Annotated in this window: 18 protein-coding genes; 14 read left to right on the top strand and 4 right to left on the bottom strand. The window is 47.7% G+C overall.

Annotation, left to right across the window (positions count from 1 at the left end; all coding sequences use genetic code 11):
- Nucleotides 1-72 precede the first annotated feature (72 nt).
- From thiC to ACHA99_RS18925, 8 genes are all read left to right on the top strand, one after another.
- The gene (gene thiC, locus ACHA99_RS18890; protein WP_393944379.1) at nucleotides 73-2,178 is read left to right on the top strand and encodes a phosphomethylpyrimidine synthase ThiC; all 2,106 of its coding nucleotides are present in this window, start codon (nucleotides 73-75) and stop codon (nucleotides 2,176-2,178) included.
- Nucleotides 2,179-2,180: 2 nt separating this feature from the next.
- Nucleotides 2,181-4,091, top strand: a complete 1,911-nt coding sequence (gene thiE / locus ACHA99_RS18895; RefSeq protein ID WP_173496868.1) for a thiamine phosphate synthase — start codon at nucleotides 2,181-2,183, stop codon at nucleotides 4,089-4,091.
- Nucleotides 4,084-4,986, top strand: coding sequence for a HesA/MoeB/ThiF family protein (locus ACHA99_RS18900; protein ID WP_173496869.1), 903 nt, complete (start codon nucleotides 4,084-4,086; stop codon nucleotides 4,984-4,986). Before thiE ends, ACHA99_RS18900 begins: the two co-directional genes overlap by 8 nt.
- Nucleotide 4,987: 1 nt before the next feature.
- On the top strand, nucleotides 4,988-5,191 hold the full coding sequence (thiS, locus tag ACHA99_RS18905) for a sulfur carrier protein ThiS (protein WP_105252576.1): 204 nt from the start codon (nucleotides 4,988-4,990) through the stop codon (nucleotides 5,189-5,191).
- A gap of 1 nt (nucleotide 5,192) precedes the next feature.
- The gene (locus ACHA99_RS18910; protein ID WP_173244704.1) at nucleotides 5,193-5,957 is read left to right on the top strand and encodes a thiazole synthase; all 765 of its coding nucleotides are present in this window, start codon (nucleotides 5,193-5,195) and stop codon (nucleotides 5,955-5,957) included.
- Nucleotides 5,954-7,069 carry a 2-iminoacetate synthase ThiH gene (thiH, locus tag ACHA99_RS18915; RefSeq protein ID WP_173244707.1) on the top strand — a complete coding sequence of 372 codons (1,116 nt, stop codon included), beginning with the start codon at nucleotides 5,954-5,956 and terminating at the stop codon, nucleotides 7,067-7,069. Before ACHA99_RS18910 ends, thiH begins: the two co-directional genes overlap by 4 nt.
- Before the next feature lie 102 nt (nucleotides 7,070-7,171).
- On the top strand, nucleotides 7,172-7,435 hold the full coding sequence (locus ACHA99_RS18920; RefSeq protein ID WP_173244710.1) for a chemotaxis protein: 264 nt from the start codon (nucleotides 7,172-7,174) through the stop codon (nucleotides 7,433-7,435).
- A 5-nt stretch (nucleotides 7,436-7,440) separates the two neighbouring features.
- Complete coding sequence (locus tag ACHA99_RS18925) at nucleotides 7,441-9,669, top strand: putative metalloprotease CJM1_0395 family protein (RefSeq protein WP_393944383.1); 2,229 nt, start codon at nucleotides 7,441-7,443, stop codon at nucleotides 9,667-9,669.
- Nucleotides 9,670-9,823: 154 nt separating this feature from the next.
- Here the strand turns inward: ACHA99_RS18925 and ACHA99_RS18930 are convergent, their stop codons facing one another.
- The 4 genes from ACHA99_RS18930 to cmoA form a co-directional block, all read right to left on the bottom strand.
- Nucleotides 9,824-10,732, bottom strand: a complete 909-nt coding sequence (locus ACHA99_RS18930) for a LysR family transcriptional regulator (protein WP_028759846.1) — start codon at nucleotides 10,730-10,732, stop codon at nucleotides 9,824-9,826.
- A 203-nt stretch (nucleotides 10,733-10,935) separates the two neighbouring features.
- The gene (locus tag ACHA99_RS18935; RefSeq protein WP_393944385.1) at nucleotides 10,936-12,798 is read right to left on the bottom strand and encodes a peptidase M3A; all 1,863 of its coding nucleotides are present in this window, start codon (nucleotides 12,796-12,798) and stop codon (nucleotides 10,936-10,938) included.
- A 295-nt stretch (nucleotides 12,799-13,093) separates the two neighbouring features.
- Nucleotides 13,094-14,086 carry a tRNA 5-methoxyuridine(34)/uridine 5-oxyacetic acid(34) synthase CmoB gene (gene cmoB / locus ACHA99_RS18940; protein WP_173496872.1) on the bottom strand — a complete coding sequence of 331 codons (993 nt, stop codon included), beginning with the start codon at nucleotides 14,084-14,086 and terminating at the stop codon, nucleotides 13,094-13,096.
- Entirely contained in the window at nucleotides 14,083-14,814 is a 732-nt protein-coding gene (cmoA, locus tag ACHA99_RS18945) for a carboxy-S-adenosyl-L-methionine synthase CmoA (protein ID WP_173496873.1), read from the bottom strand. The genes cmoB and cmoA overlap by 4 nt, the downstream gene beginning before the upstream one ends.
- 150 nt (nucleotides 14,815-14,964) lie before the next feature.
- Between cmoA and ACHA99_RS18950 the strand changes: the two genes are divergently transcribed.
- From ACHA99_RS18950 to ruvB, 6 genes are all read left to right on the top strand, one after another.
- Nucleotides 14,965-17,775, top strand: coding sequence for a transporter substrate-binding domain-containing protein (locus ACHA99_RS18950; RefSeq protein WP_173496874.1), 2,811 nt, complete (start codon nucleotides 14,965-14,967; stop codon nucleotides 17,773-17,775).
- A gap of 184 nt (nucleotides 17,776-17,959) precedes the next feature.
- A complete protein-coding gene (aspS, locus tag ACHA99_RS18955) occupies nucleotides 17,960-19,738 on the top strand; it encodes an aspartate--tRNA ligase (protein WP_028759851.1) in 1,779 nt (592 codons plus the stop codon).
- A 297-nt stretch (nucleotides 19,739-20,035) separates the two neighbouring features.
- Entirely contained in the window at nucleotides 20,036-20,782 is a 747-nt protein-coding gene (locus ACHA99_RS18960) for a YebC/PmpR family DNA-binding transcriptional regulator (RefSeq protein WP_198573165.1), read from the top strand.
- A 104-nt stretch (nucleotides 20,783-20,886) separates the two neighbouring features.
- Entirely contained in the window at nucleotides 20,887-21,408 is a 522-nt protein-coding gene (ruvC, locus tag ACHA99_RS18965; protein WP_006081743.1) for a crossover junction endodeoxyribonuclease RuvC, read from the top strand.
- Complete coding sequence (gene ruvA / locus ACHA99_RS18970) at nucleotides 21,405-22,022, top strand: Holliday junction branch migration protein RuvA (RefSeq protein WP_028759853.1); 618 nt, start codon at nucleotides 21,405-21,407, stop codon at nucleotides 22,020-22,022. Before ruvC ends, ruvA begins: the two co-directional genes overlap by 4 nt.
- Before the next feature lie 47 nt (nucleotides 22,023-22,069).
- The gene (gene ruvB, locus ACHA99_RS18975) at nucleotides 22,070-23,074 is read left to right on the top strand and encodes a Holliday junction branch migration DNA helicase RuvB (protein ID WP_028759854.1); all 1,005 of its coding nucleotides are present in this window, start codon (nucleotides 22,070-22,072) and stop codon (nucleotides 23,072-23,074) included.
- Nucleotides 23,075-23,121 lie beyond the last annotated feature (47 nt).

Consider the following 23,121-nt stretch of genomic DNA (forward strand, 5'->3'; position numbering starts at 1 on the left):
GATTGCCATGTCCAGCTATCAACAACTCAATTCTCCAGACAAGCAACTCCATTTTTTAACGTGAGATTGCTTATGTCCAGTTCAAACCCAAACCCAGCTGTAGCTGCCAGTGCGATAGAAATCACAGCGCTAGAATCGACAATCCCTAATAAATCGACTGAGTCTCGTCAATCAACAGTGCCTAAGGCGCCGAGTCGCCGCGAAACCCGTGCGCAGGCCCAAGCCTTTATCGATACGCTAGCGCCACTGCAACATCCTAATTCACAAAAGATTTATCTCGAGGGTTCCAGTGCCGATATTCGCGTTGGCATGCGGCAAATTCTGCAGACTGACACCCTGGTCGGCGGCACAGATGATGCGCCCATCATGGAAAAAAATCCGCCAATCCGCGTGTACGATTGCGCCGGACCTTATTCCGATCCTGAGGCCGACATCAATGTGCGTCTAGGCCTTGGTAAATTAAGACAAAACTGGATCCTAGCCCGCAACGACACAGAGCAATTATCCTGCGCGACCTCAGACTTTACCCAACAAAGACTCGCCGACGACGGTTTAGAGCATCTGCGTTTTGAGGCAGGCTCGAGTGCCATTGTCAGCCCACGCAGAGCGCTGCAGGGCAAACGAGTCAGTCAATTACACTATGCCCGTCAAGGGATTATCACGCCCGAAATGGAATATGTGGCGATCCGCGAGAACATGGCACTTGCGCAAGTACAGGATGAAATCCTCAATCGTAAAGCCAAGGGCGAAGCTTTTGGTGCCTTAGTCGGCGAACCGATTACCGCCGAATTTGTCCGCGCTGAAGTCGCCCGTGGCCGCGCGATTATTCCGCTGAATATTAACCATCCCGAAGCCGAACCTATGATCATCGGGCGTAACTTTCTGGTGAAAGTGAACGCCAATATCGGTAACTCGGCGGTGACCTCTTCCATCGAGGAAGAAGTGGAAAAGCTCGTCTGGTCTACCCGTTGGGGCGCAGATACGGTAATGGATTTATCCACAGGTCGTTATATCCATGAAACCCGCGAGTGGATCATCCGTAACTCGCCAGTGCCCATTGGCACAGTGCCGATTTATCAAGCGCTGGAGAAAGTAAACGGCGTGGCAGAGGATTTAACGTGGGAAGTGTTCCGCGATACCTTAATTGAACAAGCTGAGCAAGGTGTTGATTACTTTACGATTCATGCTGGTGTACTGCTACGTTATGTGCCGATGACGGCTAAACGCGTTACTGGGATCGTTTCCCGCGGCGGTTCAATCATGGCCAAATGGTGCCTGAGTCACCACAAAGAAAACTTCCTCTACAGTCATTTTCGTGAGATCTGTGAGCTTTGCGTCGCTTACGATGTATCCCTGTCTTTAGGCGATGGTATGCGTCCTGGATCGATTGCCGACGCTAATGATGCCGCCCAGTTTGCAGAGCTTGAAACCTTAGGTGAGCTAGTCAAAATCGCGTGGGAATACGACGTGCAAACCATTATCGAAGGACCGGGACATATCCCGATGCAGCTCATTAAAGAGAACATGGACAAGCAGTTAGTTCACTGCGACGAAGCGCCGTTTTACACCCTTGGCCCACAAATCACCGATATTGCACCTGGGTATGATCATTTCACCTCCGGCATAGGCGCGGCCATGATAGCTTGGTACGGCTGCGCTATGTTGTGTTATGTCACGCCAAAAGAACACTTAGGATTACCGAATAAACAAGATGTTAAGCAAGGTTTGATTGCTTATAAGATTGCCGCCCACGCCGCCGATGTGGCCAAAGGTCATCCGAGTGCGCAAATTCGTGATAATGCGCTGGCAAAGGCGCGGTTCGAATTCCGCTGGGAAGATCAATATAATTTAGGACTCGATCCTGAAACCGCGCGTGCTTATCACGATGAATCTTTACCGCAGGAATCCGCTAAAGTCGCGCATTTTTGCTCTATGTGCGGCCCTAAATTTTGTTCGATGAAAATCACCCAAGATGTTCGCGCCTATGCCGCTGGCTTAGAGGCGGCACAAGCGAAAGCGGAGCAAGTTGAAGCGGCTGCCCAAGCCATGCAAGTCACAATCAAGACGCCGCAGGATTTGGAAGCGGCAATGGCGCTAAAATCGGCACAATTTGCTGCCTCGGGCGCCGAGATCTATCACGTGAAAGACAAGCTTGTCGCCGAAGCTGAGGAAGCCTAATTATGCTGGGTATTCATGGGGGGAAATTGCCCATGAGTACCGAGCGTCCCGCGTTTGTTTGGACCATAGCCGGTTCAGACAGTGGCGGCGGTGCCGGTATTCAGGCGGACTTGGCAACGATTCAGGATTTGGGCTGTCACGGTTGCAGCGTGATCACCACAGTGACGGCGCAAAGCTCAGTGGCGGTCATTTTAGTTGAGCCCGTATCAGCGGCGATGTTAATGGCTCAGCTGACGACTCTACTTTCCGACTTGCCACCCAAAGCAATTAAAATCGGCTTACTGGCAGATCAAACTCAAGTGGCATTGCTGGCAGATTGGATCGCGAGTTTTAAAATCCACTATCCATCTGTGCCTGTGATTGTCGATCCTGTGATGGTCGCCAGTTGTGGCGATGCATTCGCAGTAGATAACTGTCAGGATATAAAAAGTACGGCTAAATCAGCCTTAGATTTTTATCCTTTCAAAGGTTTAATCGAACTTATCACGCCCAATGTGCTTGAACTTGGGCGGTTAACTAACAGTGATGTTTCGACCAAATCGCAGTTCGTTGCTGCAGCACAGGCTTTATCCCAGAGTTTAGATTGCAGTGTGTTCGCTAAAGGGGGCGATGTAAGCTTTGGCAGCACTGATATTCTTGATGATACTCATGTTCAAACTCAGGCTAACGTTCATGTTAGCACTCTCGATAGCAACGGCTGGGATTTTGAGCTTGCCGAGGATTATCTGGTTTGCCATCACGTGCGCGCGAGCTCTGAGCTGCATCAAAATGGGCGTTTCTGGTTGGCAAGCCCGCGGGTTAATACCCGTCATAACCATGGTAGCGGCTGCACTTTGTCATCGGCTATTGCCGCCGTGTTAGCGCAAGGTTTTGTATTGCAAGATGCGGTGGTGGTTGCCAAAGCCTACGTGAGTCAAGGCTTAAGCGCGGCGATTGGTTTAGGGCAAGGTCCAGGGCCGTTGGCCCGTACGGGGTGGCCCAATGACTTGTCCCGCTATGCCAAGATAAAATTGTGTGATGGTAATTTTATTAGTTATCACCTCAACCAACATCTTGATGTTGGTAATGACTTAGTTGCAACAGTTTTTTCCGCAACAGATCAGGCAACCGCTCAGGTAAGAATAACTTCGACGCCAGCTCAATACATCTCATCCCACGGTTTTAAAGTGCTCGATGCCGATCTTGGTGTTTATCCCGTGGTGAGTGACTTAATCATGCTGGAAAGTTTGTTAGTTGCGGGTGTTAAAACCGTGCAGTTACGGATAAAAACCGATACCAGCGGGTCAACTGCTGCAGGGTTAGCAGGATACCAGCGAGATAAATCTGCGCTAGGCAAGTCTGAGTCAGGTAAATTTGAGTTGGTTGGCTCTGAATTAGAAGCACAAATTCAAACGGCCATTGCCTTAGGTAAGCATTTTAATGCGCAGCTTTTTATCAATGATCACTGGCAGTTAGCGATAAAATACCATGCCTTTGGGGTACATTTAGGCCAAGAAGATCTCGCCGTTACCGACTTAGCGGCCATTCAAGCCGCGGGGCTCGCGTTAGGTCTATCCACCCACAGTTATTTCGAGTTGTTATTGGCGCATCAATACTCGCCATCCTACATAGCGCTTGGGCATATATTCCCAACCACGACGAAGCAAATGCCTTCAGCGCCCCAAGGGCTCGCAAAACTTAAGCACTATGTGGCGTTACTCCAAGACCATTATCCCTTGGTCGCCATTGGCGGCATCGACTTAGATAATCTGGCAAAGGTGAAAGCCACTGGGGTGGGCAATATTGCTGTGGTGCGCGCAATAACGAAAGCTAAGGATCCAGTCGCAGCGTTTGCAGAGCTGAGCCAAGCTTGGGAGCAATGTAGCTTGTCTGAAGAACTGGCTGTAAAGCATGAGGTTGCTAAGCATGAGTAAAAACCAACCGCTTGCTCACGCAGAGGTTCTTTGCGACGGTACACAAAGCGCTCATACACTAAGTGATGCCAATTTCATCCGTTATTCTCGGCAAGTCTTATTGCCAGAAGTGGGTGAGGCCGGACAATTACTACTGGCCGACGCCAGCGTTGTTATTGTAGGGCTTGGCGGTTTAGGGCAATTGGCGGCGCAGTATCTGGCCTGTGCAGGCATTGGCTACTTGACCTTAATCGACATGGATAAGGTTGAAGTATCGAATCTACCAAGACAATTGCTATTCAACGATGCCGACATTGGACTCAATAAGGCGCGAGTTGCCAAGCAAAAGCTCAAAGGCTTAGCGCCGCAGTGCACTGTTACTGCCCATGAAACAGTATTTAGTGCTGAGACATCAGCTCATCACTTCGCTGAGGTTTTACAATTAAAACAACAGGGTAAAAGAGTGCTCGTGCTTGACTGCACCGATAACTTTGCGACTCGCCAATCCATTAATCGCTGCTGTATCGAAGCTACTTTGCCTTTAGTTAGTGCGTCAATCGCAGCATTTAGCGGCCAATTGTTTGCGGTCGATCAAATGCAGCTCCCCTCTGGCGGTTGTTATCACTGTATTTTCCCCGCACAGACGAGAGTGTCGCAGAGCTGCAGTACCCAAGGCGTACTCGGCCCCAGCGTAGGCGTGATGGCGTCAATGCAATCTTTGGTGGCTATGCAACTCTTGCTGAGTGTGAATAGCGGTGGTGATGAACCGAAAAATGCCTTGTTGGGGCGTTTTTGGCGCTTTGACGCTAAATCACTTGCGTGGACTGCTGCTGTATTAACGCGGGATCCCCACTGTGACGTGTGTGGTCCCAAAGGGGCTTATCTATCATCAAATAAAGATAGTCTTGAGGTTTGATATGATTTTAATTCACATAAACAATATCCCGCAGTCGTTATCTGAACCGACGTCACTCGCGGCTGTGATCCTCGCACAAAATATTGCCCTCGATTCAGTTGCTATCGTGTTGAATGCTGAGGTCGTTCCGCGCAATCGCTGGCAATCTATTCTCTGCCAACATGAAGATAAATTAGAACTTTTCTCAGCTGTAGCGGGAGGCTAGTATGTTAAAGATTGCCGATGTGGAGTTTGAGTCGCGTTTATTTACTGGGACGGGAAAGTTCAGCAATAGCCAAGTGATGATCGAGGCGATAATGGCTTCAAAATCGCAGTTAGTGACAGTTGCGATGAAAAGAATTGATTTTAAAATGGGGCTTGATGATTTACTCACGCCGTTACGTCAAGCGGGTGTCCGGCTATTGCCTAACACTTCGGGGGCGAGAAACGCCAAGGAAGCGGTGTTTGCGGCTGAGCTTGCCCGTGAAATGCTGGGAACTCATTGGATTAAGCTCGAAATCCACCCCGATCCTAAGTACCTGATGCCCGATGCAATTGAAACCTTAGCAGCGGCCAAGATTCTCTGTGATAAAGGTTTTATCGTGATGCCCTATGTGCATGCCGATCCTGTGCTGTGCTGTCGCTTGGAAGAGGTGGGCTGCGCTGCGGTTATGCCATTGGCGAGTCCGATTGGCAGTAATCAGGGTTTAGTCACTGAAAGCTTTTTAAAAATCATCATAGAGCAGTCGCGGGTGCCAGTGGTGATCGATGCCGGCATTGGCGCGCCTTCACAGGCTGTGCGGGCAATGGAGCTGGGCGCCGATGCGGTGCTCGTCAACACCGCCATCGCCAGCAGCGCGTCGCCGATAGTGATGGCCGAGTGCTTTAAGGATGCGGTGCAATGCGGTAGACGGGCGTTTGAAGCTGGGCTTGGCCGAGTACAAACGGGCGCGGTACAGACCAGTCCTCTGACAGGATTTTTAAACCAATGAGTTTTGTAGCGGAATTTGCCAAAATCCCACGGGATAAACTGTTACTCGATTTGTATTCTTGCACAGCCCAAGATGTCGAGCGGGCGTTAGTGAGTCCAGCAGGGGATTTACGCAGCTTACTGGCCTTGTTATCACCTGCGGCAGAGCCTTATATCGAAACCATGGCGCAGCAATCTGCGGCGCTTACGCGGCAGCGATTTGGCGCGAATCTTGGCATGTATTTACCGCTATATGTCTCGAATCTGTGCGCTAATGAATGTGATTACTGTGGTTTTAGCATGAGTAACAAACTCAAACGCAAGACCTTGAATGAACAGGAGTTGATGGCTGAAATAGCTATTATCAAAGGCAGAGGTTTTGATTCTATTTTACTGGTGTCGGGTGAGCATGAAACTAAGGTCGGCATCGATTATTTTAAGCAAATGTTGCCGTTGGTAAAGCAGCAATTTAGCCATGTGGCGATGGAGGTCCAACCCATGAGTGAGGACCATTATCGCCAGTTAGTCGCGCTAGGTTTAGATGCTGTGATGATTTATCAGGAGACCTATCAGCCCGAGACTTATGCTCGTCACCATTCCCGAGGTAAAAAAATGGATTTTGCCTATCGCTTAGCAACACCGGATAGAGTTGCGGCGGCGGGGGGGGATAAAATTGGTCTTGGGGTATTACTGGGGCTGGATGATTGGCGTTTAGATGCGTTAATGATGGGATATCATCTTGACTATTTAGAGCGTCGCTATTGGCGCACTCGCTTTAGTATTTCGCTGCCAAGGTTAAGGCCTTGTACTGGCGGGATCACCCCAAAAGTTATGCTATCGGATTTAGGTTTAGTGCAAATGATTTGTGCATTTAGACTTTTTAATCATCAGCTTGATATCAGTATGTCGACAAGGGAAAGCCCTGAGCTGAGGGATAATCTTTTGCCACTTGGAATTACTCAAATCAGTGCGGGTAGTTCGACACAACCGGGCGGCTATCAAGCACCCGACAGTCAACTCGATCAATTTGAGATAAGCGATGATCGCAGCGTCGAGCAAGTCATCGAACAGATGCAACTGCAGGGTTTTAATCCCGTATTTAAGGATTGGGAAGCCAATTGGATCACAGGATAAATAAGACCATAAATAAATGGTGAGAATGCGGATAAAACCTGTACTTTTGCAGGTGATTGGTCAATAATTGACCCATTAATCACAGCGTGCAGGAATACCGTTATGCAAATCCAATCTGCTTATTCATCCGGTCTGCAAGGCTTGCAAAGTGCTCAATCTGGGCTCACTCAAGCAACAATAGATGTGGCTAAACCTACACCGACTCAAAGTGCGACTCCGGCTGAATCTACAAGAGATGTTGCGCAGCCTGATAAAACCTCGGCATTACTTACCGCTAATGAGTCATTAAGACAAGGGGAAGCGTCAACAGAAGTGATTGAAACTGATTCTGAAACGATAGGTTCGATCATTAATATTAAGGTGTAAATATCATGTCGGTTGTGGCGCTATCACTTAAGGTTGGAGCGCCATCCTCTTCATTTTCGGCACATGATAAGATGCTCAGCTCGAATCTAAGCCAGACTCAAAGCCAGAGCCTAAACCAGAGTCACGCTAATAGCACTTATCAAGGAGCCAGCGCTCACACTGCAGGCTCCGCAAAAATTGAAGCGAGTGGTGTCCATGAACTACAGGTTACTGGAACTTCATTTGCTCCAGTTCAAGCCACGCCTATTACTTCATTAGCTGCTAACGTTTCCCAATCTCTCCACTCATCACCGAATGTGTCTTTTGCTGCTTCTAGTGCTGTTTCATCAACTGCAGCACCTGTACTTCCTGTACTGAATGGTGCAAGCCAAGCACTCGAGGTCGCTCCTTTTTCCGTACCAACGCCAAGGAGCAATCCTCAGGTAAATACGTTAAATGATCGAGCTAGCTTACATGCCGATGCGAGTTTTAGTTTGTTAACAGGACCAAGATCCATTTCTGGTGTACGCGGGGGACAGATTGCGACACCTATTTCTACTCAGGTATTTTCGCCCGTCGCGGGTACGAGTAATAGCGGACTTGGGGTAAATTCCTTGGCTACAATAAGTCCAAATCTCAGTGTAACGAGCAATATTCCCGTTGATATTTTTACGCCTCTGAGTCCATCAATTGGCACTAGGGGTACTTATATTCCTGCTTTCAATCCATCTAGCACGGGTGATGTTTCTCCAATAATGCCTGATTTAGCGGCAGTGTTTGGGCCACAAACTGTCTTTACTGGATCTGCGTTAGTTGATCCCACTACGACCGATTCTGCAATCAACAGTTCTGTAAATAAGAGTGCTGTAAATAAGAGTATAGCAACGAGTGCAGGGCCTGTTGGTCAGTCAAACTCTACGCAAGCCACAGATCAATCCGCTAGCAATGATGTTGCTCGACCGACTGTGTTAGAACTATTTACTCAAGTTTTCGGTGAAGCTCAGGCTCAAGCTAGTCCTGTAGATGCTCCTGCGACAGCGTCTAACCCAGATGATAGTCAACAAGTCTTAGCTGCTGTCTTTGCCCCAAATGATAATCAGCTTGAAAAGCAAGTACAGGAAGAAGAATCGCGGAAACAGCAAATAGCAGCAGCGGAAGAGGCAAAGCAACAATCACTGGTTCAACAGGCTCAAGAACAAGAGATACAAGCCCAAGAAAAAGTGCAGGCTCAACAGCAACAGCAAGTCGATGAACTTAAAACTCGAGATTCAGAGGTTAAAGCCCATGAGCATGCCCACGCAACCGTCGGAGGACAATACGCTCAGAGCCCGAGTTTTAAGTATGAAAAGGGTGCTGATGGCCAACGTTACGCCACCGATGGCGAAGTGCAGATTGATGTCTCTCCAGTGGGAGGCGACCCGCTTGCAACGATAAACAAAATGAAGCAAGTTTATGCCGCAGCAATGGCTCCTGTTGACCCGTCATCAGCGGATATCCGTGTTGCCGCGGAAGCCTTGCAAAAAATGAATGAAGCTAAGGTGATGCTGGCAGAGGAGCGACAAAAACAAATTGTTGACTTGCAAACGGCTCAAACATTAATAGACGCAGATGCACAAATCAAAGAGTTGCCACCGTTAGAAAAACATACACCTGTAGTGACGGGAGACGTTGATGAGTCCGGTAATATTGCTCAGCCCCAAGAGGCTGTATTCACCCCCGCCTCTACTGCGCTTGATAAGCTAAAACAAGCGATCGAGGCGCAAACGGTCAACACGAGAGTCATTGATACGGGTTCGAAAACCTCTTCTGATATCAGTGACTCAGTCACTACATTGACCACAGTGGAAACGATTGAGCCACCGACCGCAACTTTAGCATTTGGAGAAGCTTCAACTTCAGCGGATTTAGCGACGGGTTTTATTTCAAGATCCGATAGTGCTGCAAGCCGTTATTATGTCGCGGTTGCACAAGCCAGTGCTGGACCTTCAGTTCGTGTCGATATGACGTCGCAAGCCAATATTCAGCCTTCTTATCTGGCATCTTCAAATGATCTGCTTAGCAATTTGCAATCTACGGATGTTTTGTCCGCAAACGATGTAAATGAGCAGTCTTCAAATATCAGTGCTAGCGCGAATTCGAATGTGTCTTTGCAGAGCAAGTTATATGTGGTAGATGACCTCTTGCAGGAGACAGGATTTATTCAGCCGCAATACTTGGGTTATCAACAAGCGCGCTATGTCGACTTTAGTGTGTAAGATTAGGTTTTAAGCTTTAACTATTTCCATGATTCGCTTTTCATTATCTTTTTCGAAACAACTTCTCAGCGCCACTAAGAACTAAGCATTTAATCAGCAGTTAGCACTTATCGTTTTGCTCACTCGAATTGATAACTCTTTTTGTATCTTGCTGTTAATGACTATTCGTCGTTTCAATTCCATGCTGTTTTAAAATCAAGGAAGCAAGCAGTTTTGATGCAGGCCCTTGTTGATCCCTATTAGGGATAACTAAGCTCAACATGATGCGACGTTTTTGGCTGCCCTCAAGGTGTAAACGTACTAGATTACCCGAAGCCAATTCTTCTTGGACTAAGAAAGAGGGGATCCAACAGAAACCAATACCTTGATTTAAAATGACTTTAGCTTCATGGAAGTTAGAGACTGTCCAGCGCTGCTCAGCTTTGAGCCAGCCTATGTCGATATTGGATTGCACGCCGGTATCTTTGATCACTAACTGTAAATATTGTGCCAGTAGTTTATCGTCTTCAATTGTGCCTAAGTCAGCGAGTGGGTGATTTGGATGACAGACGAGGTAGAGTTCTTGTTCACATAAGGGTTCGGATAAATACCCTTTAGGCGGCACCCCTGCACAGATAGCAATATCGACTTTACTCTGCTGAATGAGCTCTTGAGTGCCGGTGATCACTGAGTCCAGCATGATGATTCGAGTGCCACGACTATGGGGCAGAAACGCATTGAGGGCGCACACTAAGCTTTCCATCGGATAGATAATTTCACGGGCAATCGTGAGTGTCGGCTCCCACCCTTGTTCGAGATTACTCGCAAGTTGTTCTAACTCATTGACGGCTTGGGTGACATGCCGTGAGCGGCGCAGCAGCACTTCGCCCTGCGGGGTGAGATAGGCTTTACGGCCTTTGACTTCGAGTAGCTCGATACCTAACTGATGCTGTAATTTGGCAACGGCATGGTTAAGTGACGATTGACTCTTGTTGAGTTTTTCGGCCGCTTGGGCATAGCCGCCAAAATCGACCACCGCTTGCAAAATACGCCATTGTTCTAAGGTAGATTTAGCTCGAGTCATTATAATCTCAAAAAAACGATAGATTGAGGCTTATAGTGGCCACTTCTTACGACTTTTTCAATTAAATATCATAGAGTCAGTCATTCTCACGACATATAGATAGTTATGTCGCGCTAAGTTATTAAGGTGATAGAGAGGCTAATCATGACGATTTTCAGTGTTTGCGCCCGAGCGAGTCACAAACACATCCTAAGCATTCACACTTAAAACGCACAAGAACCTGTTGCGTCGAAAGCTTGATTGTTGGAATTGTCAGCATGTTCTGAAGCGGCGCTATTTGAAATTCTTTGGATCAGTGCAGCACTATTAACGGGGGCGCCAATGACCACTTTTAATTGGTCACTGAAGCTTAAAGCGTCTTCATTGATGACTAATACATTGAATAATTTGAGTTTGTCTCGGCAGTTGAATGTGGATTGATCTATCAGCCTGGCTAGCGATGCTTGCCAGAGTAATTGGTAGTAGAGCGGTCCTTCGTTGGCGATAGCATTAAAGCTGTAGGGATAATCCTTGGTTTGCGGCCAACCTTGGCCAAAGCTGGCACTAAACTCTGCAGCGAGATCGGGATAGACTTGTGAATTTGCGTCTTGGTAAAAGTTAACTGCAACCTTAGCTCGAAAAACTTTGAGCTGTTTCGAATAAGCTTTAGCTAATGTTTCACGCTCCTGTAAATAATCTTGTTCAAACTGCGGAAAGAGTTGATGCCGCAGCACTTCAGCTAACCAGAGACTCACTACAAAATAGCTATCCTGACTCTGCCCCATGGCATTGTTGAGGTAGAAATGACTCGCTTTAGCAAGGGAAGTGACAGCCTCTGCGATGGATTCGGTTAATTGCTCAATGTCTTTGTAGTTACTCAGCTGTGGTTTGAGATCCAACGCTTGTTGTCCAAATTGCTGGCCGAGTACACTTTGACGCAATGTCTGCTGTTGACTACCTTGCTGTGGATTTGGGTTATACGCCACATAGATTTCACCTAACAATCTTTGCTGGTGGTAGACCCTGACGATATGTGGCCGATTGGGATCGGCAGGTATTTTATCGACCTTAGCGGTTTCTATGGTCTCAAAGTGTAAACCAAACACTTGCAGATAAGTAAAGCTGCGACTCAAGACGTCAGAAGTTTGCCATGTCGGCCCCTTGGCTGATGCTTGTTGTGACAGGGTTCGTCCAATATCCCAGGGAGCCACTTGCAGATCTTGGGTTTGGCTATCAAGAAAAGCTTTGACTAATTCAGGGGACGATAACTGCTGCGAACTAAGCACTAATGCGCTGTAATCGGTAAAGCCTGCAGCAGTGGCGGCTTGTTGGCGCTGCTCAGCAATTCGCTCTAATGCCGTTTGATTGGTTTCACTGGCTCTGACTTGGTAGGCCTGCCATACATTTTGGCGACATACGGCGTTTTCCTGCGTCAGTAAGTAACTGACGATAGTGCCAGAAAAGTCGCTCTGCTTTGAATTGTCGGGCTTCGGCTCATCACTTTTATCACCTTTTTTATGCAGATGATGTTGCTGCTGAGTCGCTTCGGGTTGGCATTGGCTGTCATTGAAGGCAAGATTAAATTGCTGGCTGCCTAACCCTTGGCCTATGCTGGCTTGCGCTGTATGTAATTTCGCTTTTTCCTCGGCGCTCCAATGCTGTTGTAGTAACTGTTTAAGCTGTTGGCTCAGCAGTATTTGTTCTGCATTGCCTTGGGCTAAGGCGTAGGCGAGTTGGCTCAATTCAGTTTGGCTGAGAAGTTGCGATAGGGTGTCGGCGAGGTGTAGCTGGCATTGCAGTAGACCCTCGCGTTCCTCACTCGGTAAGTTAAACCCACGGTAATAGTTGAGCCTGTCGTTGATATTATTAAGCCCTAACATCTGTTGCTCAAAAATAAGCGCGCGCTGGGCCAAGGTTAATTCAGACGCAGTTAAACGCGCATTGGCGAACACAGTCGCGAGATCAATACTTGGCAAACGCAGGCATTGTTCAACTAAAAGGGGAACAGGGCTTGGCGCCGCATAGGCGGCATTCGTAACATAAAGGCTCAAGCCAAACAGGCTAACCAGTAAAGTGGGTTTTAACATGGGTAATGTGTTCTGCATCTGTGATGGAATGAGTTAACTTTGACTTAGTATCCAATTGAGTTAGCTTCAAGTCATTGTTATGCATGAAACCCTGTTCTGTTCTGGATGTCAACGATAAGGGTGGGAGTCGCAAATGTATTGCTATTCAAGGAAGGAGTTACACTGAGCTGCTGAACACCTACAGATTCCAGATGTACTAGAGGAATGGTGTTCTTTCTGCTTTTGATATCAGCCATCACCAACTCAAACCCTGAGGACGTAATGACTGATATTCGCTTACTTCAGACTGAAAAGGTTAGTTTAAATCCTGATTAGGCTGATTTTTCACCGCGATAATCGTGGCGCGTTTGGGCGCAGGATAACCTTCAACCGTTTTGGTGATGTCGTTAGGATCTAGGTATTCAACCAGTGATTCGTTGGGCATCCAGTCGGTACGGCGTTGCTCGGCAAGGGCAGTGACATCGGTATCGACACAACGGATATCAGTGAAATCACACTTTTTTAACCATAGCATGAGCGCGGCAACGGACGGAATGAACCATACATTATTCATTTTGCCATATCTATCTTGAGGCACGAGTACGGCATTTTCGTCGCCATCTATCACCAAGGTTTCTAGCACGAGCTCACCACCGGTGCGCAATTGATCACGCAGCTGTAACAAGTGATCGATAGGCGAACGTCTGTGATACAAAACACCCATGGAGAAAACCGTGTCAAATGCATCGAGCGGTGGCAGCTCTTCAATACCCAATGGTAACAGGTGTACAGGGTGATGTGTGCCCGCTAAACGTTTGACGGCTTCAAACTGACATAAAAACAACGGCGAAGGGTCGATACCGACGACACGTTTGGCACCTGAGCCCAACATGCGCCACATGTGATAACCACTGCCGCAACCGACATCGAGCACAGTGCGGTTTTTCAGCGGCGAAATATGTTGCTTAACGCGGTCCCATTTCCAGTCACTGCGCCATTCGGTATCGATGTGGATGCCATGAATGTGGAAGGGGCCTTTACGCCATGGCATAAACAAACGCAGCAGGTTTTCAAGCTTCTCTTTTTCGCCTGGGCTAAGTTGCTCGCCGCTACCGACGGTCACGCTATCAACAAAATCCACTTGGTCGGGTGCTTGATAGTGCAGCTTGTTGAGCACTTTTTCCCACTTTGGCAGGTTGCCGTGTTTATGTTCCCGTTGCCACTTGCCTAAAATGCTCGGCAGGGTTTCGAGCCAGTGCTGTAGATTCGAATCGGCGATTTGTTGGTAAAACGAGCTAAAGCTGATCACTTGATGGCCACCATAGAAGCAAAGTTAAAGCATTGGAACCAGAGACTAAAGTGACTAAAGCCTTGGCGGGTGAGTCGTTGTTGATGCGTGGTTAAGGTGTCGGGCTTCATGACATTTTCCAGCGCACTGCGTTTTTGGCTGATCTCAAGTTCGCTGTAACCATTAGCGCGTTTAAAGTCCAAATGTTGCTCTTCCAATAAGGTTTGGATAGGAGCATCTTCGAAGCGAATTTTTTCAGACAGCACTAAAAGTCCGCCGGGATTAAGACCCTGATAAATCTTGGCTATCAGGGTTTCTCTGTCTTCTGGCGGTAAAAACTGCAAGGTAAAGTTGAGTACCACCAATGACGCATTTTGAATATCGATATCGCGAATATCACCGCAAACCAGATCGACATCCGTATCGCTGACATAGGCATTCAGGTTCTCTTGGCAGCGTGCGACCATAGATTCACTGTTATCTACAGCAATAATGCGACATTGGCGGCCTTGAATTTGGCGACGAATACTTAAGGTGGCGGCACCGAGTGAGCAACCTAAATCGTAAATTTGAGTATTTGGCATGACGAAACGATCTGCAAAATCGCCTATGGTATTGATAATTTGCGTATATCCAGGCACTGAGCGGCGGATCATGTCACTGAATACGCCTGCTACACGGTTATCAAACTGGAAATCGCTAATATGCTCGCTCGCTTGAGCGTAGATAGTGTCTTGAGAAACGTTCATCTGAGATTTTTCATGGGAATTCAACTGCGCATTTTAACGAATCAGAGCGATTAGCAGCAAGTATCATGCTAGTAATTTGCGATAAATTTTTGTCTAATACTTAATAGATAACAAAATCGTTACATGTACATCAAGTACTAAGGGCTCAACTTGAAGTTTGTGATCCACTTAATTGTGATCTTGTGCAGCTGTTTTTTGGGTATAACGGGGCAGGCAAGTCCGTTGTCCTCTGAGCCATTAATCATCGTTATGGGTGAGGATAGCTTTCCCTATCAATATGTCGACAACGATGGCGAGCCGACTGGATTACTGGTTGATTTATGGAAAGAGTGGGCTAAACACAGCCATACCCAAGTTGTTTTTGTGGCGCGCCACTGGCACGAGTCCCTTGATCAACTGCGGCAAGGTAAGGCGCAAGTACATATCGGCATGGGGAAAACCCCAGAGCGAGAGCAAGAATTTGATTTTACGGTGCCCATTGCGGATGTGGGCACTTTTTTGTATTTGCATAAATCCTTGCAGGGCAAAAAATCCATCAAAGAACTGATCCCCTTTCAAATTGGTGTGGTAGCGGCTTCATCCCATGAAGCGGAATTACATCGTATCGAACCGCAGCTTGTGTTTAAACGCTACGAAAGTCGTGAGAAATTATTGGCAGGGGTCGCCGCGGGCGAGATCGTAGTCTTTGCGGGGTTAGAAGGCTATTTGAAAGATCCCGACTCATCCCAAGAGATTGCCGCAAACTTTCCCAATACTGCCCGCCTTCAAATTAAGGCGATGCAGTTTGTACCCGCAGTTCAAAAGGGCAATCTTGCATTAGTCGATAAGATAAATAAAGGTTTCACTGCGCTCGATGTGCACTTTATTCAGCAAACGGAGCGACGTTGGCTTGGCTATCAACGTCAACAAGCTGGACTCGTTATTTCGATGCAACTGGGCGTCGAGCCTTTTGTGGACTTAGGGGTCGATGGTTTACCCCATGGTTTGTATGTGGACATGTGGCAGCTTTGGTCTGAGAAAACGGGTATTGCCGTTGATTTTATTTCTGGTGATATGAACTCCAGCGTGGACGATGTTCGTCGCGGTCTCGCCGATGCCCACATAGGTTATCCTGAAAGTGATGATGTTAAAACGGGCCTTACTCAGGCTTGGCATTTATATACGGTGAAGAGTCGACTCTTTCTCTATCAGCAACAGTTAATCGATTTAGACAGCTTAAAAGGTAAACGTATTGGTGTGGTGCCGACAGCGCCTTATTTGGTGGAGTTGCGTAAAGCATTACCCCAAGTGTCACTGCGTTATTACGACAGTATGGATGCCATGGTGGCGGGGGCGAGGTCTGGAGAAGTTGTCGGTTTTATCGCCGCGGGTGCATGGACATCCCATTATTTACTGCTCAATAAAGGCTGGTCTGACTTTAGCCAGTATCCTGATCTCGAATTTAGCACCAACATTTATGTGCTGACCCGTAGCGATGATGCTGGCCTTACACAGAGGATAGCCAATGGGTTTAACAGTATTAGCAATCAAGAATTTGCTGAGATTGAACATAAATGGATGCTCAATCCTAAAGATCATGTTTTTACCCAAGCTGAGCGCCATGTCAGCCTAAGCCCCGCAGAACAGGCCTATGTGGAAAGTGTAGGCGAACTCAAAGTCGGTTATTTAAAGCAATGGCCACCGATGGAGTTTATGGATGAACAGGGTGAGTTTGCGGGGATCAATAGCGATATCGTCAAATTGCTCAAGGAACAACTCAAACTTAAGCTCACGCCCGTTGCCTTTGATGATTGGCATTCGTTAATCGAGGCGTTGCAAAAGGGCGAGGTGAGTTTAGCCGGCAGTGTCGCGCAAACGGCGGAGCGCCAGCAGCGTTTAGCGTTTAGTGAAGCCTATTGGCCATCGCCGTGGGCCTTAGTATCGCAACTGGAACAAGTCTCGGTTTTTAATATTGCTCAGCTCGCAGGTCAAAGGGTAGCTGTGGTTGAGGGATATCATTTGGTGGCGCAATTGATGAGTCTGGAGCCTTCACTCAAGTTAGTCATAGTGCCAAATACGCAGGCCGGATTAGCGGCCGTGACGAATGGCAATGCGGATGTGTTTATCGATAAAGTGGTGACTTTAGCTTCTGAGCTTAAAACCAGCCACTATCCGACACTGAAAATGTCGCTGCTCAGTGATCTCGCCGATCAGCATAGTCATATTGGTGTTTATCCTCAATTTGCGCCGCTGGTGCCGCTGATTAACAAAGCCTTAGCCTTGATTGACGCTCAGCATCAGCAAAAAATATATACGCGCTGGGTGTCATTTTCAGTGGCGACAGAGAGCGCTAAATATCTGCAATGGCTGCGTTATATCGTGTTTGGCGTGATAATCTTGTGCTTAGTGATGGTGGCGGTGTTATTAGTGAATCGCCGCTTAAATCGTGAGATCACCCAGCGATTGGTGGCAGAAAAACGTTTGTTGCATGTGGCTAATCATGATGCTTTAACTCAGTTGCCCAATCGTGCCTTACTTGATGACAGACTAACCCAAGCTTTGCTATCTCATCGCAGAGAACAGGCACATTTCGCTTTGTTATTCATCGATCTCGATGGTTTTAAACAAATCAATGACCAACACGGTCATCCCATTGGCGATGAATTACTGGTACTGGTCGCCCAAAAGTTAACCAAGGTTATCCGTGGCTCAGATACCGTTGCGCGATTTGGCGGCGATGAGTTTGTTATCCTGCTAAATCGTGTGCAAGATCTCGATGCTGCAACCCAAGTTGCTGATAATATTCTACAGGCACTGTCGAGCCCTTTGCTTATTCAAGGCGTCAGTGTCAGCATCGCCGTTAGTATCGGCGTGGTGATTTACCCCCGCGATGGTGACACAGCGATAGGTTTGTTGAAAAAAGCCGATCAGCTGATGTACCAAGCAAAAAGTAGCGGCGGGCGTTGTTATCGCTCAGCTTGATGTTTTTTTGAACGCTCATGCTCAGATAGTGCGTTCGCCTCTAGTCAAGGGCGTAAAACTGTTTGATACTTCACCGCCTAAGTGTGAAGTACTTTGGTAATCGGCATTATTTTACTATAATGCCGCTTTTATCTCGTTTTGATTATTTCCAAAGCACCGGTTTCCGGATAAAGGATAGAGTTAGATGCGCAGTCATTATTGTGGAGACGTCAATAAGTCTCACGTTGGACAAGAAGTTACCTTGGTAGGTTGGGTTAATCGTAGCCGTGATTTGGGTGGCGTTGTCTTTTTAGATTTAAGAGACAGAGAAGGTCTCATCCAAGTGGTCTATGATCCAGACTTACCTGAGGTGTTCAATGTTGCTAGCACGCTGCGCGCCGAATTTTGCGTTCAGGTCAAAGGCTTAGTTCGTGCCCGTCCTGATAGCCAAGTCAATGGTCAAATGAAGACGGGTGAGATTGAAGTCTTAGGTCAAGCCTTGACGATTATCAATGCTGCCGATCCACTGCCATTGAGCATGGATAACTACCAGAACAACAGCGAAGAGCAACGTCTTAAGTATCGTTACTTAGATTTACGTCGCCCAGAAATGGCGCAGCGATTAATTTTCCGCGCTAAAGTGACCAGTTCTGTGCGTCGTTTCCTCGACTCAAACGGTTTCTTAGACATAGAAACACCGATCCTGACCAAGGCAACCCCAGAAGGTGCCCGCGATTATTTAGTACCAAGCCGTACTTATAAAGGTCAGTTCTTTGCCTTGCCACAATCACCACAGTTGTTTAAACAGTTGCTGATGATGTCAGGCTTTGATCGTTACTATCAAATCGTAAAATGCTTCCGTGATGAAGACTTACGTGCCGACCGTCAGCCAGAATTCACCCAAATCGATATCGAAACGTCTTTCATGAGCTCTGAGCAAGTGATGGCGAAAACCGAAGAGATGATGCGTGGTCTGTTCCTTGAAATGCTGAACGTCGATCTCGGCGAGTTCCCGCGCATGACCTACAACGAAGCGATGCGTCGTTTCGGTTCAGATAAGCCAGATTTACGTAACCCATTAGAGCTGGTGGACATTGCCGATTTACTCAAAGAAGTCGAATTTGCGGTATTCTCTGGTCCTGCGAACGATGAAGAAGGCCGTGTTGCTGCACTGCGTATTCCGGGCGGCGCTGCGCTGTCTCGTAAGCAAATAGATGATTACACGAAGTTTGTTGGCATTTATGGTGCTAAAGGCTTAGCGTGGATGAAGATTAATGACCTAAGCCTTGGCTTAGAAGGCATTCAATCACCTGTGCTAAAATTCTTAAACGAAAGCATAGTCAATGAAATCGTGAGCCGCACAGGAGCGCAAACTGGCGACATTATCCTGTTTGGTGCAGATCAGGCGACTGTGGTTGCCGAATCTATGGGCGCACTGCGTCTTAAAGCGGGCGAAGATTTCAGCTTATTGCAAGGTGAATGGCGTCCACTGTGGGTAGTTGACTTCCCAATGTTTGAGAAAATCAACGGCAACTTCCACGCGGTTCACCATCCGTTCACCGCACCGCGCGGCGTAACGGCAGCTGAACTTGAAGCTAACCCAGCAAATCGCGTTTCTGATGCTTACGATATGGTATTAAACGGCTGCGAATTAGGCGGTGGTTCGGTGCGTATCCACAACCAAGAAATGCAGTCTGCGGTATTCCGTATTCTGGGCATTACTGACGATGAAGCTAAAGAGAAATTCGGCTTCCTGTTAGAAGCGTTGCGTTACGGCACACCGCCACATGCTGGTTTAGCGTTTGGTTTAGACCGCATCATCATGCTGATGACGGGCGCAAGCTCAATCCGTGATGTGATGGCGTTCCCTAAAACCACCACTGCTGCTTGTCCGCTGACTAACGCGCCTGGTTTTGCCAATCCGCAGCAGTTAGCTGAACTGGGTATTGCCGTGGTTGAGAAAGCTGTTAAAGCGGAAGACTGATCTTTTGTAAGAGGGTTTTGTAAGGCGACTTTTGTAAATCGACCTTATTCAAATCGACATTATGTAAATCGTTTTAGTGTAAGTCGATTGACGTTAGCCTTGTCAGTTATTTTTTGTCGTACCGAAAACCGAGGCATGAGCCTCGGTTTGTTTTAGTGAACCGTCATTCCACCGCTTATCAATATCTGTTAGTTCAATCCTTTAAGTAAATAGCCGTTATTTAGTCTTATTCCACCTTCGGCTCTTGATAAGCTTTGCGATGGCACCTAGATGATACCTAAGTAGAGGAGACTTCCCATGGCAGGTCACAGTAAATGGGCCAACATTAAGCACCGTAAAGCGGCTCAAGATGCTAAACGCGGTAAACTCTTTACTAAATTCATTCGCGAGTTAACCGTTGCAGCCCGTGAAGGTGGCTCAGATCCCGACTCTAATCCACGATTACGTGTCGCCATCGATAAAGCCCTCGGTGGCAATATGACCCGAGACACGGTTGAGCGTGCGATTAAACGCGGCGCCGGTGAATTAGAAGGCCAGCAACTCGAAACCATTCTCTATGAAGGTTATGGCCCAGGCGGCACTGCTGTGATGGTTGAAACCATGACGGACAATCGTAATCGTACTGTGAGTGGTGTACGTAATGCGTTTAGTAAATCGGGCGGTAACTTAGGCACGGATGGGTCGGTTTCTTATCTGTTCACTAAGCGTGGGGTGTTATCCTATGCGCCGGGAACTGATGAAGATGCATTGATGGAAGCGGCGCTTGAAGCGGGCGCGGAAGATATTGTCAGCTATGATGATGGTGCTGTGGATGTGTTTACTGATCCCGTTGATTTCTATACGGTGAAAGAGCAGCTCGATAAAGCCCATTTTGTGGCGGATAATGCCGAAATCGCGATGATAGCCTCGACGAAAGCTGAGCTTGATCTAGAAACCGCCGAAAAATTTATGCGCCTTATCGACACCCTTGAAGATCACGATGATGTGCAAGAGGTGTATCATAATGCGGAAATCTCCGATGATGTGATGGCAAGCCTAGGCTAGATAGAGTGTGAGCTGAATTGGGGCTTCAATTGATGCCAATTTCAACTCGCAAATGCTAACGTAGGAACAGGGACGCAAATGTAGATCCCATATTAAGGTATTGAATGGCAATTATTTTAGGTGTTGACCCAGGTTCACGGATCACAGGCTACGGCGTGATCCAATGTCAGGGACGGCATCAGATTTACCTCGGCAGTGGTTGTATTCGCACTTCGTCTGAAGAGCTGCCTGGTAGGCTAAAGCAAATTTTTGATGGGATCACTGAGATTATTCGTCAGTATCAACCGGACGAATTTGCGATTGAGCGCGTATTTATGGCAAAAAATGCCGATTCTGCGCTCAAGTTAGGCCAAGCACGCGGCGCGGCCATTGTTGCTGCCACAGTCGCCAATTTACCTGTGGCCGAATACAGTGCGACTCAAATTAAGAGCGCAGTCGTGGGTACGGGGCGAGCACAGAAAGCCCAAGTACAACACATGATCCAACAACTACTTAAATTACCCGCAGCCCCTCAAGCTGACGCCGCAGATGCACTCGGAGTTGCTGTGTGTCATTATCACACCAGCCAGAGTTTAATTGCATTGAGTGGCCGGGCAACGGCAAGAACATACGGACGGTACAGATGATAGGTCGTTTACGGGGCGTGCTCGTTGAGAAACAAGCACCAGAAATTTTGATCGATGTTAACGGTGTTGGTTACGAGTTGCAGATGCCGCTTACTAGCTTTTATGAGCTGCCTGAAGTTAATCATGAAACTATGGTCTACACCCACTTTGTGGTGCGTGAAGATGCACAGCTTCTCTATGGTTTTATCACTAAGCAGGAAAGGGCGTTATTTCGCTTACTGATCAAGACCAATGGTGTCGGTCCCAAGCTTGCTTTGACCATTTTATCAGGCATGACAGCCGCAGAATTTGTGGGTTGCGTTGAGCGCGATGATATAGTGACCTTAGTGAAATTGCCCGGTGTTGGCAAGAAGACCGCCGAGCGGTTACTGGTAGAAATGCGCGATAAGCTCAAGAGCTTGATGGAAGCCTCAGCAGGCTCAGAGCGTGAGTTCGTGCTGCAATCCAATTACTCACCCGCACCGACAGTCAATAGCGCCGAAGAAGATGCTATTTCAGCTTTAATTTCGCTGGGTTATAAACCACCGCAGGCGAGCAAATCGGTTTCTGCAGCCTACAAAGAGGGCATGGATTCAGAAACCCTGATCAAAGCCGCCCTTAAATCGATGCTTTAATTGAACAATGATGATAATTAAGATGAAAGCTGCGATAAGGAATAACAATGATTGAGGCAGACAGACTCATCCAGCCGCAGATCCAAGCTCAAGATGAATCCATCGACAGGGCAATGCGCCCTAAAATGCTCGATGAATACACGGGTCAAGATGACACTCGGGCACAGCTTAAGGTGTTTATTCAAGCGGCAAAGAATCGTAATGAAGCCTTAGATCATATGTTGATTTACGGTCCGCCGGGATTGGGTAAAACCACCTTAGCCATGATTGTTGCGAACGAGATGGGGGTGAACATTAAATCCACCTCGGGGCCTGTGCTGGAAAAAGCGGGCGATCTCGCCGCACTTTTGACCAATCTCGAATCCGGTGATGTGTTATTCATCGATGAAATCCACCGATTAAGCCCTGTGGTGGAGGAGATTTTGTATCCAGCGATGGAAGATTATCAGCTGGATATCATGATAGGTGAAGGGCCGGCAGCGCGCTCTATCAAGCTTGATTTACCGCCGTTTACTCTAGTGGGTGCGACAACACGGGCAGGAGCTTTGACTTCACCACTTCGGGCGCGTTTTGGGATCCCGCTACGGCTTGAATTCTATAACATCAAAGATTTAAGCACCATAGTCACGCGTTCGGCGCAGGTGATGGAACTGGATATTGATGCTGAAGGTGCATTTGAAATCGCACGCCGTTCACGTGGTACACCGCGGATAGCTAACCGACTGCTTCGCCGCGTGCGGGATTACGCGCAGGTGAAGCATGATGGCGCTGTCACTAAGTTTGTTGCCGACCATGCACTTGACTTGCTGGATGTTGATAATGAAGGTTTCGATTATATGGACCGCAAGTTACTACTCGCCATTATCGATAAGTTTATGGGTGGCCCAGTTGGACTCGATAACTTAGCCGCAGCCATAGGCGAAGAGCGCGAAACCATTGAAGATGTGCTAGAGCCATTTTTGATCCAGCAAGGCTTTATCCAACGTACACCCCGCGGCCGTATTGCAACCGCACGGGCATATCAACATTTTGAGTTGATCAAACCCGAGTAATCATCATTTTGATGATACAGACTATAAGAGGCGACCTAAGTGGTCGC

This window comes from Shewanella sp. S23-S33 (assembly GCF_043359565.1).
In the GTDB taxonomy this organism is placed as follows: domain Bacteria; phylum Pseudomonadota; class Gammaproteobacteria; order Enterobacterales; family Shewanellaceae; genus Shewanella; species Shewanella oncorhynchi.